Here is a 15,748-nt window from a genome sequence, read left to right on the forward strand (position 1 = left end):
CACAGTTCCTGCATGCATGCTGTTTTATAACCTTTAGTCCGCAAAAATAAACTGCATAGCCTAATGACCTATGCAGTTTATTACTTTTTATCGAGACTTCTATATCACATCTATTAAAGGGAAAAAGACGATCAGGTGATCTTACCCAAGTAGATGGTTTAGTTTATTCAATTGAGAAAATGAAAGCATATAACGGCTGTTTACCGTTATGGACTTCAACTTCAACATCTTCAAATGTTTCTTCACAAAACGCGACAAGCTCATCCACTTCTTCTGAAGTTGCATCTTCACCATAAAGAATGGTCAAGATCTCGGAATCTTCGTCAATCATTTTGGATAAAAGATCCTTTGCAGCCTGAGCCTTGTCTTTATTTTTCACTTTGATGGTGCCTTCATCAATACCCATGAAGTCGCCCTTCTCGATTGAAAGACCATCAATGCTTGTATTCCTTACAGCATATGTGATTTGACCTGTTTTAACATGAGAAAGAGCATCGGTCATCACCTTTTGGTTCTCTGTAATATCCAATGAAGGGTTGAAAGCAAGCAATGCTGCCATTCCCTGCGGTACAGTTTTGGCAGGAACGACCATCACGTTATCCCCAAGGACATCAGCAGCTTGATTGGCAGCCATAATAATATTTTTATTATTAGGCAGAATGATTACTTTTTCTGCATGGGCTTCTTCAACTGCTTTCACAATGTCTTCAGTACTAGGATTCATCGTTTGTCCGCCTTCAATGACTGATTTTGCACCGATGCTTTTGAAAAGCTCGCTGATACCGGCACCCATCGCCACAGAAACGACACCATATTTATCCTTGGCTTTCGGTTTTGTTTGAAGTGGCGTTTTAGTTTCGCCGACTATAGCTGTATGCTGTTCACGCATATTATCAACTTTCAACTTAATAAGACTACCGTATGTCTGACCATAATTAAGGCAATTACCAGGTTGTTCAGAGTGAATATGTACTTTAACTATTTCATCATCAGAGATGACTAATAATGAATCTCCAAATTCACTTAAATCATTCCGGAACTTCTCTTCATTGAACGATTGGGCAGCTGGCTTATCCTTTTCCAACCGGACCATGAATTCCGTACAATAACCAAACACGATATCTTCCGTATTAATGTGTCCTTGTACGTTAATGTGATGTTCAGCACTCACCATATCATCCATGCTTGGGCCATTGGCTGAACGAACGGGTAAAGCTTCACCCTTCAATTCTGCTAGGAATCCTTCATAAACGAAAACCAACCCTTGTCCACCGCTATCGACCACACCGACTTCTTTCAATACAGGAAGTAAATCAGGTGTCCTTTTTAAAGATGCATTTGCCTCAGTGACAATATCCTCCATTACCTGGATAAGGTCCTGATGCTTGGCAGCAGATGAAACCGCTTGCTTGGCTGCATCCTTCGCGACTGTTAAAATGGTGCCTTCAACAGGCTTCATAACGGCTTTATAAGCGGTTTGTACACCCGCCTCAAAAGCATGGGCGAATTCTTCACTATTGATGACCGCTTTATTTTCGATAGATTTTGCAAAACCACGGAAAAGCTGTGAAAGGATTACTCCAGAATTACCTCGAGCCCCCATCAATAGACCTCTTGAAAGAGAAGTACCCACTTTTCCGATATGTTCTTGTACATTATTTTGTACTTCCTTAGCGCCGGAAGTCATAGATAAATTCATATTTGTTCCTGTATCTCCATCTGGAACCGGGAAAACGTTCAATGCATCGACCATTTGGGCGTTGGCTGCTAAATGATTAGCTCCCTGGATGATCATTTCAGCAAAGCGCTTTCCATTTAAACTTGTAATTGACACAAAACTTTCCTCCTATACTTAAGGGTTCGTAACACGAACTCCCTGTACAAAAATGTTTACAGAATCTACAGCTAATCCAACAGTTTTGTCCAGAGTGTATTTTACCTTTGATTGCACATTATGTGCAACTTCCGAGATTTTCGTTCCATAACTAACGATAATATACATATCGATATGAACTTCTTCCTCATCTTGTCGGACTATTACACCCTTAGTAAAGTTTTCTTTTCTTAGTATTTCGGCAATGCCGTCTTTAAATTGTTTTTTGGAAGCCATTCCTATTATTCCGTAGCAATCAATAGCAGCACCACCGGCTACAGTAGCGATTACATCATTAGAGATATCAATTTGTCCATATTTCGTTTGTAATTCGATAGACATTTTCTTTTTCCCTCCCAAAACTAACTCAACTAAAGACATTTTACTATAATGTCTATTGTTTTAAAAGTAAATGTCATACGGTACTTAATATAATTCAATTTTAAAGGGGGTATGTCAAGGTTTTTTTCTTGAAAGTAATTAACTGAAGTATTGCATTCTCACGGTAGGTGTGATAAATTATTAAAGTATTTCACAAAGACTTAAGACAACTTCGTAAACTTAAGCTTGTTGTAGTTAGGAGGGAATTTGACATGGCACGTAAATGTGTAATCACTGGAAGAAAAACCCGTTCTGGTAACAGCCGCTCTCACGCAATGAACGCTAGCAAGCGTACATTCGGCGCTAACCTTCAAAAAGTACGTATTTTAGTTGACGGTAAACCTAAACGTGTATACGTTTCTGCAAGAGCTCTTAAATCGGGCAAAGTAGAACGCGTATAATGTTACGGCATCCTCTAAGGATGCCTTTTTATTTGAAAATGGCTGCCGCTTTTATAATGGGTGATGATTGGACAATCTGATTCTTTCAGAAAGATCATCACTCATTAAAAGCCTGTCCAACCTATCGTTTCTTTTTATTGTCCCCAGCCAAACCAAAAAATAACACCCCCTTTATAGAAGGTGTCACGTAAATATGTTTTATTAGCCTTTTTTAAACGCTCCGAGCATGGCCCTTACCAAACTGCCCAGAACTTTTGGCAATTTAATTGTATAAAATTTCATAATGCCCCTCCTCTTTACATCCCACAAATTTAAGATGAAGTGGAACTTTTCTATTACAACATAAGCTTTTAAGCGGATATAGGATGAAAAGTATATCCGAATCTGCTCTAAGCATGAATTTTAATCTCTGCTTCTTATCACCATTAATATGCCTTCCTCAAATGAAACATTCCCACAATCAGAAATTAGTTCATTGCTGACACAGAGTGTGGAGCCCAATTCAAGCTTTGCATCAACAAGTGGATACTTAAACCCCAAGAGTGTAATGCCGGTGATTTCTTCGGTTACCGGAAGCAGGGAAATATACTTCCTCTCTTCATCCAAGGTCAAGGGGTAGGATCCTGGCGTCTTCACGGTTAAGCTATTCTGACAATCGACTATATACATATCAATATCCTTGTGATAAGGCAGGATGCTATCTTTCTGCAATAATTGGATATTGCCGAGAAAATGGTCCAGCCGCCCTCCTGTTGCACCTAGAATATGTATTTCATTTGGCTGCTGCTCCATTGCCCATTTAAATGCAATTTCCAAATCGGTTTCATCCTTCTCAGGAGGGTAAAGATGAATATTCTCCATCCTTTTTTGAATCTTAGACCATTCCTCTTCGGATACGGAATCGAAATCGCCAAACCCACACTGAGGAACAATGTCATTTTCAAGTAAGGACCAAACACCTCGATCGACCCCAACCCACAAGTCAGTACTCTCTTTATAAGTCGTTAAATCAGGCCACAAATCCTTTGGGCCTCCAGCCATAATGCTTATTTTCATATTCCGCCACCCTATTCTTAAATTCTTTACATGTCTGATTGTTTTAAAAAAGCCGATCATCATCGTAGTATAGATACGATAATGTCGGCTTTCTCTCTTTTTAATTTCCACGAATTCTCTGAATCGCTGCCTGGCGATCTTCCTGGTTATATATGGCTGACCCGGCGACAAGTACCGTTGCTCCCCGTTCAATACAAACTTTGGCCGTTTCTTCATTTACCCCGCCATCTACTTCAATTTCAAGATTGGGATTGTACAAATCAGCCATCGCCTTCACTTCGGAAATTTTTGGCAGTACAGAAGCGATGAACTTTTGCCCCCCAAATCCTGGATTGACGGTCATCAATAAAACCATATCAATATCTTCGATAATCGGTTGAATCACGGATGCTGGAGTGGCCGGATTGAGGACTACCCCCGCTTTAACACCAAAGGACTTTATCAATTGAATCGTGCGGTGTAGGTGCGTACACGCTTCTACATGGACAGTGATATAGTCGGCCCCTGCTTTGGCAAACGCCTCGATATAGGCATCTGGACGTTCAATCATCAAATGGACGTCTAGAGGGAGTTTCGTCACCGGTCTGATAGCATCGACAATCAATGAACCAATTGTGATGTTAGGCACGAAATGGCCATCCATAACGTCTACATGGATATAGTCGGCCCCTCCCCTCTCAACATCCAAGATTTCTTCTCCCAGCTTTGCGAAATCAGCTGATAATATGGATGGTGCAATTTTAACCATACTAATACCTCGGCTTTCTATCTCTTATTTCCTCTAAAAATTGCATATAATGTTCGTACCTATATTGTGGGATTACCCCGGTTTCTACCGCTTCTTTCACAGCGCACTTCGGTTCCTTGTCATGGAGGCAGGCCCTGAACTTGCAGTCCTCACCAAGCTTATGCATCTCAGGAAAACAATACGATAGACGTTCTGCTTCCATTTCCGTGAATTCAAGTGAACTGAATCCAGGCGTATCCGCGACGAGGCCAGTGCCCATGTGAATCAGTTCCACATGACGTGTGGTATGCTTTCCGCGTCCCAAATGAGATGAAATGTCGTCTGTCTTTAGGGCCAAGCTCGGGTTTATCGCATTCAACAACGAGGATTTCCCCACTCCGGATTGACCGGCAAACACACTGGTTTTCCCTTCTATTAAAGGAATAAGCTGATTGACGCCTCCTGTGGTTATCGAAGAAGTTTCCAGCACTGTATAGCCTAACTTCTGATAGTCCTTGATATGCTGAGACAATTTCTCTTTTTTATCTTCCGTTACCAAGTCCATTTTGGTCACGACAATAATGGGCTCGATCTCATTATGTTCAATGAGGACCAGGAATCGATCAAGCAGAGCTGGACTGAACTCGGGTTCGACTGCTGAAAAAACAAGAATGGCCTGATCGACATTCGCTATCGGTGGACGAACCAATTCATTCTTTCGTGGCTTGACCTCCGTTACCGTTCCGTCCGTCTTATTATCAGCCTGATATACAACGTAATCACCAACAAGGGGCGTTACCTTATTTTTACGAAAAACGCCTCGACCCCGGCATTGGAATACTTCTTCTCCATCTAAAACATAATAAAAGCCGCTTAAGGCTTTAATGATTTTTCCTTCGGGCATAGCCACACTCCTAATTTGATTAAATTCATTCCGGATAAGTGATGGTTTTTTCCTTTATCACCTGTCCGTCACGCATGACTTTATATCCGGCTTTCTTATCTTTGGACACCAAGAATTTGATCTCTTTTTCTTCAGTTTCCAAGAGCGAAAAAGTATCATAGGGCTCTGTCATGCTATTATTGATGTCTTCAATGAAGATTTGAACTTGCTGTGGTTTACCGGGCTCTACAGGGTCATATTCGATCGTGATTTCCTCTGTCACCGTCTTTGGTGGAATCTCTTCTTTCCCTTTTGAAAGGACCACGCTTACCGTACTTCCCTTGTCCACTTTAGTAGATGGTGCAGGTTCCTGCGAAATAACAAGTCCCTCGGCCACTGAGTCCGTATACACCTTTTTTTCGACGGCAATTTTTATTCCACTTTCATTGGAGTAATCATTCAAAGCCGTCTCATTGAAACCCGTTAGGTTCTTTAATGTTAATCGATCGGCACCCTTACTGACCATGAGTTCGAGCTCCGTTTCCGAAGCAATGACTTCAAAGCCTCCTGAAGGATCTTGATCAATGATCGTCCCCGGCTCGCTTTCATCAAATACCTCTGTCACTGCAACGTCCTTGAAGCCCATCTTATTGAGCATACTCTCGATATCATCATACTTTCTTCCTTCATAGCTAGACAATGTAATCGTTTCTTTACCAATGCTTTGATAGATATCTATTTTAGCGCCTTCTTTGACCAGCTTACCTTCTTTAGGGTTGGTCTTGATGACGAGACCTTTTTCGACCTCTTCATCATTAATCTCAATCGTGTCCCCCGTGACAAGTCCTAATTCCACCAAGGTAGAAATGGCATCATCCAGCTCTTCCCCTTTTAAGTCAGGGACGGTCACTTCTTTAGTGCCAAGCATGGATGGAAAAACGGTAATGGATAAAATGGCAACCACCGCTAAAACCAAAAAGATGGTAACTAAAATCGCGGGCCATTTTATGCGCCGATTACTTTTTTGCTTCGATTTCGTTTTTTGTTTTTTCTGTTTCTTTTTAAGCTTAGTCGTTGTAGCTGGCTCATCACTTTGTTCATCTTGTTCAACTACGCTCGCATTTTTTTCCGGTCCTCTTATGATTGTCTCATCTATACTTGACAGCTGGTCATTCGTGATGATGGGGATGGCTTTTGTTGCATCATGATCTTCCGGAATGACAAAAGGCAATTCATTTAAGCGCTCTGGATCAAGCGAAGTTCGAATGTCATCTTCCATTGAATCGACGCTTTCATAACGATAATATGAATCTTTTGCCGTTGCTTTTAGAATAATATTTTCCACACTTTGCGGTATATCAGGATTCCAACGCTTTGGCGATGGGGTTTCCGACTGAAGATGCTTTAACGCAATGGAAACTGCAGATTCACCTGAAAAAGGGAGCCTGCCAGTTAAAATCTCAAACATCACGATACCCAGAGAATAGATATCCGATTTCTTATTGGCCATACCGCCTCTTGCCTGTTCTGGAGACAAGTAATGAACAGAACCTAAAACTGCATTTGTCTGGGTTATATTCGTGGCACTTAGAGCAAGGGCAATTCCAAAATCAGTGATTTTAACGGTTCCTTCTTTATCAATCAGGATATTCTGAGGCTTGATGTCCCTATGGATGATTCCGTTATGGTGGGCATGGGAGATGGCAGCCGTAATTTGCTTCATGATATCTAAGGCTTTTTCAACCGGAATTGGATAGTATTTTTGTATGTATTGCTTTAAAGTAAACCCGTCCACATATTCCATGACGATATAGTAGATATCATTTTCTTCTCCGACATCATAGATACTGACAATATTCGGATGGGCTAGACTCGTTGCTGATTGCGCTTCCCGATTAAAGCGTTTAATGAATTCATCGTCATTATTAAAATCCATCCTCAGGATCTTCAAGGCAACATCACGGTCCAAAATCATATCTCTTGCAAGGTAAACATTCGCCATACCGCCACCACCGACCATCTCGATCAGTTTATAACGGCCGTTGATCCTTCTACCAATCAACATTGAGTTCACCTGCTTTCGCTTTCATCAATAAATTGAACAAGCACAAGGGTGATATTATCTTCTCCACCATAGTTATTGGCCATTTCTATTAACGACTGTGCCTTTTCTTCAAGTGAATGTCCATTGTTAACCATTTCTTCGAGTTCCACTTCACTTACTTTATTCGTTAAGCCATCAGAGCAAAGCAAAAGCATATCCTGCTCTTCGAAAATGACTGTCGTAATGTCCATTTCCACTTGCAGTTCAGTGCCCAATGCACGCAACAACACATTTTTCCTTGGATGATGCTCAGCGTCTTCCTTCGTGATCTGACCAGAACGGACCAGCTCATTAACAAGCGAATGGTCTTCCGTGACCTGCTTGAATCCGCTTTCGTTATACAAATAACACCGGCTGTCCCCGATGTTTGCGATGGTTGCAAATTTATCTGTGCATATTGCCGCAACAATGGTTGTACCCATGCCCTTACATTCCAGGTTCGCTTCGGCATGTTCAAAAAGCAATTGATTGACAAGTAGGATTTGTGTTTTCAACCAATTTTCAGCATCATTTGCCGTTTCAATACCACTTGACTCTTCCCATCTTTCCTTCAAAAGGTCAATCGTCATCCCACTCGCTACATCCCCGGCACGGTGGCCGCCCATGCCATCTGCAACGATGGCAAGGCGTACGCCTTCCGGATTACTAAAAACTCCCCCATTATCTTCATTATGTTGGCGGACTTTCCCACGGTCAGTCTTGAATATTGCCCTCATAGGGTCACCTCGTCTCTTCTTTACGCTCCTTAGCCCGAAGCTGGCCACAGGCTGCGTCAATGTCACTGCCTTGTTCTCTTCGAATTGTTACATTAATGCCACGTTTTTTCAATGTTTTTTCAAACTCAAAAATCTTATCCCGAGGTGTACGTACATAGTTGCGTTCCGGTACATAGTTAACCGGAATTAAATTGACATGGCACTTGATGTCTTCTATTAAATCGGCCAGTTCTTCAGCGTGCTCTACTGAGTCATTTTCTCCACCGAATAGACCATATTCAAAGCTGACACGGCGTCCTGTTTTTTCCGTGTAGTATTTGATGGCTTCAATCAAGTCAGGAAGCTTATATGCCTTATTTATCGGCATCAATTTACTTCTCAACTCAGTGTTCGGCGCGTGAAGTGATACAGCAAAATTGATTTGCATGCTTTCTTCGGCAAATTTATAGATTTTAGGAATGATCCCACTAGTCGAAACGGTGATATGGCGAGCACCGATGTTCAACCCTTTTTCATGGTTGATATTTTTAAGGAAAGACATCATATTATCATAGTTATCGAATGGTTCGCCGATTCCCATGATAACGACCGAGCTAACGCGTTCTTCAACTTCATCAAGTGCTTGTTGGACCTTGACGACCTGGGCAACGATTTCCCCTGATTCAAGATTACGTTTTAAACCACCAAGCGTCGATGCACAGAATGTGCAACCGATTCTACAGCCTACCTGTGTCGTTACACAGATGGAATTCCCATATTCATGGCGCATTAATACGGTTTCAATTGAGTACCCATCATGCAATTCAAATAAGAACTTCATCGTTCCATCATTGGATGTTTGTTGGATCAATGTCTTTAACGTCGTGAAAGTGAATTGATCTTCCAATTTATCACGCAATGTCTTAGATAGGTTAGACATATCCTCAAAACTTGAAACGCGTTTTTTATAAAGCCAGTCATAAACTTGGTCCGCACGGAAAGCTTTCTCACCGTTTTCAACCAACCATTCTTTAATTTGATGAAGCTCCAACGAATAAATCGATGGTTTTTCTGGTGTTGTGTCTTTTCTCACTCTTGATGATTTCGTAATCTCTGCCATTACAGCACCTTCTTTCTAAAACTCGCAATAAAGAAACCGTCACTGCTAAAATATTGCGGGAACACTTGCAAGGTATGACCTTCAACAAATGGTTGAACACTTTCGGGCATTCTTTCAGACAATGTTGTATCGCTTTCGAACTCCGGATGTTGTTCCAAGAACGTCGCTGCTACTCTGTCATTTTCTTCTTTGTCCACTGTGCATGTACTATATACTAACTGTCCACCTTGTTTCAGGAGCGGAGCAGCTGCTTCCAATAATTGTTTCTGTATGTTTGAAAGTTTCATTATATCATTATTTGTTTTTGTATACTTCACATCAGGCTTACGACGCATGACGCCTAATCCGGAGCAAGGAGCATCTATCAGGATTCTGTCAAACCCTTCTTTATTGAAGTGTTCCTGAACGTGTCTGCTATCTAAGACCTGCGTCTTAATGTTGTTCCTTAACTTTAGTCGCTCTGCCTGTTCCTTGATGAGCTTAACTTTATGTTCATGAAGGTCAAGAGCATATACCTGCCCCGTCGTCAGACCTTCGGCAATATGCATTGACTTGCCTCCTGGCGCTGCGCAACAGTCCAAAACTGCATCGTTATCATGTGCACCAAGCGCATGGGCGACCAGCATCGAACTTTCGTCCTGAATGGAAAGAAGACCTAATTTATAGCTTTCGGAATGTGCCAGGTTCCCTTTGTAACTGATAATGGATTCCGGCACGAATTCACTGGCTTCCACATCATATCCCTCTTCAGTCAAAATACTGATTAATTCACTGCGGGAAATCTGTTTCAAGTTAACTCGTCCCGTCTGTAACGGAGCCATTAAGTTAATTTCACACATTTCCTTTGTTTTCTCATACCCATATTGCTCAACCCAACGGTTTATCAACCATAATGGATGACTCACTTCAATTGATAGGCGTTCACGGTCGTCCTTGATATCATCAAAAGATGCAACACCATTTCTTTGGATATTGCGGAGCACCCCATTGACCATTGACTGCGTTCCTTTATGCCCGCGTTTTTTCGATATCTCGACAGCTTCGAAAATAATCGCATGATCTGGCACTTTATCTAAATAAACCATTTGGTATACGGAAAGCCTAAGAAGGTTAATGACCCAGCTTTGCGTTTTTTTAGGATTTTTTATATATGGCTGTAGATAGTAATCCAATGTCATCTTCCGCTGGATCGTTCCGTAGCTGATTTCTGTTAACAATCCACTATCCACTGCAGACAATTGATGCTTTTTAATCAAATTATTAAGTAACAGGTTGCTATAAGATTGATTTTTCTCTACAGATTCCAAGATGTCGAGAGCAATATCGCGTACTCCCTTTTTAGTTTGTGTCATTAGTTTCTCCTAACTTTATACCTGCTTTAATGAATGAACCCGCACCAATCAAGTAATTCTTCGCTGGCATTTTTTTCTTACCTGATGGTTGTAGTTCGGTGATGAGAATCGCCGTTTCATTTCCAGTCGCCACGACCATTCCTTCATCAAGCACCTCAATGATCGTTCCGGGGCTTGTTTGAGCGTTCCCTTTAACTTTCTTTGTCTGCCAGATTTTCAGGACAGACCCGTTTACGAGTGTATAGGCAACAGGCCAAGGATTCAAGCCGCGGACATGATTATAGATGGACTCTCCCGTTTTCGACCAGTCGATTTTTTCCTCTGATCGTTTAATGTTGGGAGCAAAAGTTGCCTTTTCCTCGTCTTGCTTAATTGGGGATAGCTCACCATTCAATAACTTCGGCAATGTGTCGGCAAGTAAATCCGCACCGACCTTACTCAACTTATCATGCATCGTACCGACATTATCTAGTTCTTCGATGACCACTTCTGCCTGAGTTAAAATATCTCCGGCATCTAATTTCTCAGCCATATACATGATGGTGATTCCCGTCTTTTCTTTACCTTGTATGATGGAGTAGTGAATAGGCGCTCCGCCACGTAGTTCAGGTAGTAAAGAGGCATGTACATTAATACAGCCAAATTTAGGAGCTTCCAATAACTCATTAGGAAGAATTTGTCCGAATGCCGCCGTCACCACTAAGTCCGGTTTTAAACGGATGATCTTTTCCAATTCTTCTTTTTCACGGATTTTCTCTGGCTGGTAAACGGGTATCCCTTGTTTGATTGCTTCAACTTTAACCGGTGGTGGAGTCAAGACTCTTTTCCTGCCAACCGGACGATCCGGCTGAGTGACGACAGCAATCACTTCATACCCCTCGTCAATGATTCGCTTAAGCACCGGTACTGAAAAGTCCGGCGTCCCCATAAAAATAATTTTTGTCATTTTTCTTCAAACCTTTCTAACTCTTCCTCTGTAATATATCGGGACACTTTACTTGTAAATAGCACCCCTTGCAAATGATCCATTTCATGCTGGATGGCCCTAGCCAGGAAACCTTCAGCTTCTATTTCGAAAAAATTCCCCTTCCTGTCCTGTGCACGCACTTTGACACGGTATGGACGGGACACTTCCCCATATAGGTCTGGAAAACTTAGACAGCCTTCAACGCCTGTCTGTTCTCCCTCGACTTCCAGCACTTCCGGATTGATCAATTCAATGACACCTGATCCTTCCTCTATCTCTACGACGGCGACTTGTTTTTTCACGCCCACTTGTGGGGCTGCAAGACCCACTCCATCCGCTTCAACCATCGTTTCGTACATATTATTTAACAGTTTTGCCAATTTTTTATCAAAACTTGTTATTTTAGCGCATTTTTGTTGTAAAATTTTTTCAGGAAACATGACAATCGGTAAAATAGTCAAAGCGAAAAGTACCCTCCTAATATAAAAAACAAAACTTACTATATAAAAACGCAAGCCTGAACAGCTCGCGATATCATAACAACTACATCATAATCTGCGGATTTAAATCAATGGAAATCTGCAGGTGATTTTGGGCCGTTTCCTTTTGATAATGCTCCAAAAGCGTTCGTAAATGGTGATAAAGCTCCGGCTCTCGTTTGTATTTTATCAGACATTGGTATCGATATCTATTGTTGATTCGACTAATTGGGGAGGCGACCGGCCCGAGGACGATAGAATCCTTATGCAGTCGCGAACTCAGGAAATTAGTAATCTTATCCGTCACACTCACGGTTTTCATCAAGTCCTCATGAGAAACCGTTACGAGGATTACATAATAATAAGGAGGATAATGGGCTTGCCTCCGGATGTACATCTCCCTTTCATAAAATGCATCGTAATCCTGCATAGCGGAAAGCTCTATACTGTAATGCTCAGGCGTATAGGTTTGGATCACCACTTCACCAGGAAGTGTATGTCGCCCTGCCCTTCCGCTGACTTGCGTCAATAGCTGGAATGTCTTTTCCGAAGAACGGAAATCAGGCAAATGCAGCATCGTATCGGCTGAAAGCACGCCAACCAACGTAATATTCGGGAAATCAAGGCCCTTGGCAATCATTTGGGTTCCAAGCAGTATATCCGCTTTTCCTTCACCGAATGCATTCAGCAGCCGCTCATGTGATCCCTTCCTACTCGTCGTATCGACATCCATCCGAATTACTCTTGCATCAGGGAGGATCTTGGAAAGTTCTTCCTCCACCTTCTGTGTACCCGTTCCAAAGAATCGGATATGGTCACTCTCACACTCGGGACACACAGAAGGCATCCCTTCCTCAAACCCGCAATAATGGCATTTCATTATATCATTAAAGCGATGGTAAGTGAGGGAAATATCACAATTTGGACAGTTGATCACTAATCCACAACTACGGCACATGACAAAGGAGGAATGCCCACGCTTATTTAACATCAGTACCGTCTGCTGTCCCTTTTCGAGCCGATCTTGCAACTTCGTGAATAGCAGTTCGGAAAACATTGAGCGGTTTCCCGATCTTAGTTCTTCCCTCATATCCACGATATCGACTGCAGGCATAGCATGTTTATTCATCCGCTGACTGAGGGTCAATAACTGATAGACATTTTTCTTGGCACGGGCAAAGGATTCTAGGGTAGGGGTGGCACTTCCGAGGATGACAGGGCATTGATAGGATTTCGCTCGTTCAATCGCAACATCCCTTGCATGATAACGCGGATTTTCTTCTTGCTTGTAACTCGCCTCATGCTCTTCATCAATGATGACGATCCCAAGATTCTCAAATGGAGCAAAAACGGCCGACCGTGCCCCTACCACTACTTTTACTTCTTTACGATGAATTTTCCTCCACTCATCATATTTTTCTCCAACGGATAAACCACTATGCATGACCGCAACCTGCTCGCCAAAGCGTTCTTTAAACCGTTTCACCGTTTGGGGAGTCAAAGAAATTTCCGGAACCAACATGATGGCTTCCTTCCCTTTCTCCATAACCGAAGCGATGGCCTGTAAATACACTTCTGTCTTCCCACTTCCCGTTACACCATATAAAAGGAAAACGTCATGTTCATCCTGTTTAATCTTCTCCTGAATGGGCCCAAGCGCGGCAGCCTGCTCATCTGTTAATGTGAAGGGATTGGATTTATTAAATACACGGTTTTCATAAGGGTCGCGGTATACTTCTTGTTCCAGTTCGACCAATGCCCCTTTTGCCACAAGGGACTTCACCGTCCCACTAGAAGCATTAACCAATTCAAGAAGCTCCTTAAGAGGTATCGGGTCTGGGTGTTCAATGAAATATTGGATGAGCTCCTGCTGTTTTCTTGCATTTCCGGATAGCGACGAACCCATTTCTTTCAATTCCATTGGAGATACTAACGGTTTTATAACCCGTACCGTCTTTTTATTGAGACGGTTTTTCACAAAATACACTAACTCTAAATTGCCTTTTTGCAACTCTTTTTGAAGAAGGGAAGCATGTTCCCCTTCTATCGCATCTTTCCATGATAGCGAATCATGCTTGCCAAAAAGAGCTTGTATCATCGTGGACAGCTGGGCCTTTTTACCGTCTACGATATTGATGACTTTTTCATATTTTGCTTTCATTGCTGCCGGTAGCATCGCTTGCAGCGCCGAAATTTTGAAACACATGGCCTCTTTCGTCAACCAGTCACCAAGTTGCAGCAATTCATCATTTAAAACAGGCTCCAAATCCATCAGTTCTTTAATATGGCGGAGCTTAGCAAATTCACTTTTATCTTTTAGCCCCGTTACGAATCCCTGCACCATTCTGGGACCAAACGGAACAATGACTCGCATGCCAGGTTTAATGACCTGGATCCATTTCTTAGGAATTCGATAATCGAATTCCCTATCCGTTTGTTTTGCAGGTACATCCACTATGACGGATGCAATATCCATTAGACATCAATCCTTTTGCATGCAGGATACTTCTGCCAAAATACTTTTGGCGATATCCGCTTTACTCATTTTTGGAAGTTCGATGGAACGCCCATCCTTATTAAAGATCGTAACAATATTTGTATCCGTGCCGAAGCCTGCACCCGATACCGTAACATTATTGGCTACGATCATATCGGCATTCTTCTTCACCAATTTCCCTTTTGCATACTCTTCCACATTATTCGTTTCGGCTGCAAAACCGACTAAGAGCTGATGAGTCTTATTCTTGCCCAATTCCATAAGAATGTCCTTTGTCCGTTCAAATTCAATCACATTTTCACCAGGCTGTTTTTTCATTTTCTGTTCATGATAGAATTTGGGTTTATAGTCGGCAACCGCAGCCGTCATAATTACCACATCACTCGAGTCAAATTGCTCAAACACCGCTTCATACATATCTGCGGCTGATTCGACGGGAATGACCTTCACCTTCGAAGGCGGAGCCAAACTCACGGGCCCGGTGACCAAGGTCACATCGGCTCCCTGATTGGCTGCCTGCTCGGCAATGGCATAGCCCATCTTGCCACTAGAATGGTTCGTCACGAAGCGTACAGGATCGATTGCTTCACGGGTAGGCCCCGCCGTGATTAAGAATTTCTTACCCTTAAGTGGTTTCAAGCCAACTTCCCCAAAGTATTCTTGTAGATGTTGTACAATCGTTTCCGGTTCTTCCAGTCTTCCCTTTCCTACATAGCCGCAAGCCAAATACCCTTCACCGGGCTCTATGAATTGATAACCAAACGTACGAAGCGTCTCCATATTCTTCTGCACAGCCGGATGAGCGTACATATGGACATTCATAGCCGGAGCTACCCAAACAGGGGCCTCCGTTGCAAGCAACGTGGTCGTGATCATATCATCCGCGATGCCATTGGCTATCTTGCCAATAACATTCGCTGTGGCAGGCGCCACCAGGACAATATCCGCCCAATCAGCAAGGTCGATATGGGCAATGACCGAGGAATCTTTTTCATCAAATGTATCGGTATAAACATCATGTCTTGAAAGTGCCTGAAAGGTAAGAGGCGTCACGAATTGGCGCGCCGAGGCACTCATGATCACCTTAACGTGAGCCCCTGCCTGCGTCAGTTTACTGGTCAGGGCTGCAGCCTTATATACAGCAATTCCGCCAGTGACACAAAGTAGAACCTTTTTATCGATAAGCATGCAAATTTCCCCTAACTATACATTC

15 protein-coding genes are annotated in these 15,748 nt (G+C 42.5%); 1 reads left to right on the plus strand and 14 read right to left on the minus strand.

The genetic code is table 11. The features are described from left to right. Positions 1 to 163: 163 nt before the first annotated feature. Positions 164 to 1,834, minus strand: a complete 1,671-nt coding sequence (locus ACQKL0_RS04425) for a DAK2 domain-containing protein (RefSeq protein ID WP_402868254.1) — start codon at positions 1,832 to 1,834, stop codon at positions 164 to 166. A gap of 18 nt (positions 1,835 to 1,852) precedes the next feature. Beyond that, positions 1,853 to 2,215, minus strand: a complete 363-nt coding sequence (locus ACQKL0_RS04430; protein WP_402868253.1) for an Asp23/Gls24 family envelope stress response protein — start codon at positions 2,213 to 2,215, stop codon at positions 1,853 to 1,855. A gap of 251 nt (positions 2,216 to 2,466) precedes the next feature. On the opposite strand from ACQKL0_RS04430, the gene rpmB reads away from it, so the two are divergent. Then, positions 2,467 to 2,655 (plus strand): 50S ribosomal protein L28, encoded by a 189-nt coding sequence (gene rpmB, locus ACQKL0_RS04435; RefSeq protein WP_402868250.1) that lies wholly within the window; start codon positions 2,467 to 2,469, stop codon positions 2,653 to 2,655. Between the two features lie 201 nt (positions 2,656 to 2,856). Here the strand turns inward: rpmB and spoVM are convergent, their stop codons facing one another. From spoVM to coaBC, 12 genes are all read right to left on the minus strand, one after another. Further along, positions 2,857 to 2,937 carry a stage V sporulation protein SpoVM gene (gene spoVM / locus ACQKL0_RS04440; RefSeq protein WP_034313769.1) on the minus strand — a complete coding sequence of 27 codons (81 nt, stop codon included), beginning with the start codon at positions 2,935 to 2,937 and terminating at the stop codon, positions 2,857 to 2,859. 120 nt (positions 2,938 to 3,057) lie between these two features. Continuing rightward, a complete protein-coding gene (locus ACQKL0_RS04445; RefSeq protein ID WP_402956255.1) occupies positions 3,058 to 3,711 on the minus strand; it encodes a thiamine diphosphokinase in 654 nt (217 codons plus the stop codon). A gap of 100 nt (positions 3,712 to 3,811) precedes the next feature. Then, a complete protein-coding gene (rpe, locus tag ACQKL0_RS04450; protein ID WP_402956252.1) occupies positions 3,812 to 4,459 on the minus strand; it encodes a ribulose-phosphate 3-epimerase in 648 nt (215 codons plus the stop codon). Position 4,460: 1 nt separating this feature from the next. Beyond that, positions 4,461 to 5,342: a ribosome small subunit-dependent GTPase A gene (gene rsgA, locus ACQKL0_RS04455; protein WP_402956249.1), complete on the minus strand. Its 882-nt coding sequence runs from the start codon at positions 5,340 to 5,342 to the stop codon at positions 4,461 to 4,463. Positions 5,343 to 5,367: 25 nt separating this feature from the next. Beyond that, positions 5,368 to 7,386, minus strand: coding sequence for a Stk1 family PASTA domain-containing Ser/Thr kinase (gene pknB, locus ACQKL0_RS04460; RefSeq protein WP_402956247.1), 2,019 nt, complete (start codon positions 7,384 to 7,386; stop codon positions 5,368 to 5,370). Positions 7,387 to 7,391: 5 nt separating this feature from the next. Further along, positions 7,392 to 8,141 (minus strand): Stp1/IreP family PP2C-type Ser/Thr phosphatase, encoded by a 750-nt coding sequence (locus tag ACQKL0_RS04465; RefSeq protein WP_402868245.1) that lies wholly within the window; start codon positions 8,139 to 8,141, stop codon positions 7,392 to 7,394. 4 nt (positions 8,142 to 8,145) lie between these two features. Continuing rightward, on the minus strand, positions 8,146 to 9,240 hold the full coding sequence (gene rlmN, locus ACQKL0_RS04470; protein ID WP_402868244.1) for a 23S rRNA (adenine(2503)-C(2))-methyltransferase RlmN: 1,095 nt from the start codon (positions 9,238 to 9,240) through the stop codon (positions 8,146 to 8,148). Then, on the minus strand, positions 9,240 to 10,592 hold the full coding sequence (gene rsmB, locus ACQKL0_RS04475; RefSeq protein ID WP_402868242.1) for a 16S rRNA (cytosine(967)-C(5))-methyltransferase RsmB: 1,353 nt from the start codon (positions 10,590 to 10,592) through the stop codon (positions 9,240 to 9,242). The genes rlmN and rsmB overlap by 1 nt, the downstream gene beginning before the upstream one ends. After that, the gene (gene fmt / locus ACQKL0_RS04480; protein ID WP_427650972.1) at positions 10,579 to 11,538 is read right to left on the minus strand and encodes a methionyl-tRNA formyltransferase; all 960 of its coding nucleotides are present in this window, start codon (positions 11,536 to 11,538) and stop codon (positions 10,579 to 10,581) included. The genes rsmB and fmt overlap by 14 nt, the downstream gene beginning before the upstream one ends. Beyond that, positions 11,535 to 12,020, minus strand: coding sequence for a peptide deformylase (gene def / locus ACQKL0_RS04485; protein WP_402868238.1), 486 nt, complete (start codon positions 12,018 to 12,020; stop codon positions 11,535 to 11,537). The genes fmt and def overlap by 4 nt, the downstream gene beginning before the upstream one ends. Positions 12,021 to 12,102: 82 nt before the next feature. Then, positions 12,103 to 14,514, minus strand: a complete 2,412-nt coding sequence (priA, locus tag ACQKL0_RS04490; RefSeq protein WP_427686420.1) for a primosomal protein N' — start codon at positions 14,512 to 14,514, stop codon at positions 12,103 to 12,105. 6 nt (positions 14,515 to 14,520) lie between these two features. Next, positions 14,521 to 15,723, minus strand: coding sequence for a bifunctional phosphopantothenoylcysteine decarboxylase/phosphopantothenate--cysteine ligase CoaBC (coaBC, locus tag ACQKL0_RS04495; protein WP_402868234.1), 1,203 nt, complete (start codon positions 15,721 to 15,723; stop codon positions 14,521 to 14,523). Positions 15,724 to 15,748 lie beyond the last annotated feature (25 nt).

Source organism: Peribacillus sp. NPDC097264, from assembly GCF_050277925.1.
In the GTDB taxonomy this organism is placed as follows: domain Bacteria; phylum Bacillota; class Bacilli; order Bacillales; family DSM-1321; genus Peribacillus.

Coding starts and splice junctions, on each gene's coding strand:
- fmt (WP_427650972.1), bottom strand. CDS start 11,538: ATGACAAAAATTATTTTTATGGGGACGCCGGACTTTTCAGTACCGGTG.
- rpmB (WP_402868250.1), top strand. CDS start 2,467: ATGGCACGTAAATGTGTAATCACTGGAAGAAAAACCCGTTCTGGTAAC.
- ACQKL0_RS04465 (WP_402868245.1), bottom strand. CDS start 8,141: ATGAGGGCAATATTCAAGACTGACCGTGGGAAAGTCCGCCAACATAAT.
- spoVM (WP_034313769.1), bottom strand. CDS start 2,937: ATGAAATTTTATACAATTAAATTGCCAAAAGTTCTGGGCAGTTTGGTA.
- rsgA (WP_402956249.1), bottom strand. CDS start 5,342: ATGCCCGAAGGAAAAATCATTAAAGCCTTAAGCGGCTTTTATTATGTT.
- ACQKL0_RS04430 (WP_402868253.1), bottom strand. CDS start 2,215: ATGTCTATCGAATTACAAACGAAATATGGACAAATTGATATCTCTAAT.
- rpe (WP_402956252.1), bottom strand. CDS start 4,459: ATGGTTAAAATTGCACCATCCATATTATCAGCTGATTTCGCAAAGCTG.
- pknB (WP_402956247.1), bottom strand. CDS start 7,386: ATGTTGATTGGTAGAAGGATCAACGGCCGTTATAAACTGATCGAGATG.
- rsmB (WP_402868242.1), bottom strand. CDS start 10,592: ATGACACAAACTAAAAAGGGAGTACGCGATATTGCTCTCGACATCTTG.
- ACQKL0_RS04445 (WP_402956255.1), bottom strand. CDS start 3,711: ATGAAAATAAGCATTATGGCTGGAGGCCCAAAGGATTTGTGGCCTGAT.
- priA (WP_427686420.1), bottom strand. CDS start 14,514: ATGGATATTGCATCCGTCATAGTGGATGTACCTGCAAAACAAACGGAT.
- rlmN (WP_402868244.1), bottom strand. CDS start 9,240: ATGGCAGAGATTACGAAATCATCAAGAGTGAGAAAAGACACAACACCA.
- coaBC (WP_402868234.1), bottom strand. CDS start 15,723: ATGCTTATCGATAAAAAGGTTCTACTTTGTGTCACTGGCGGAATTGCT.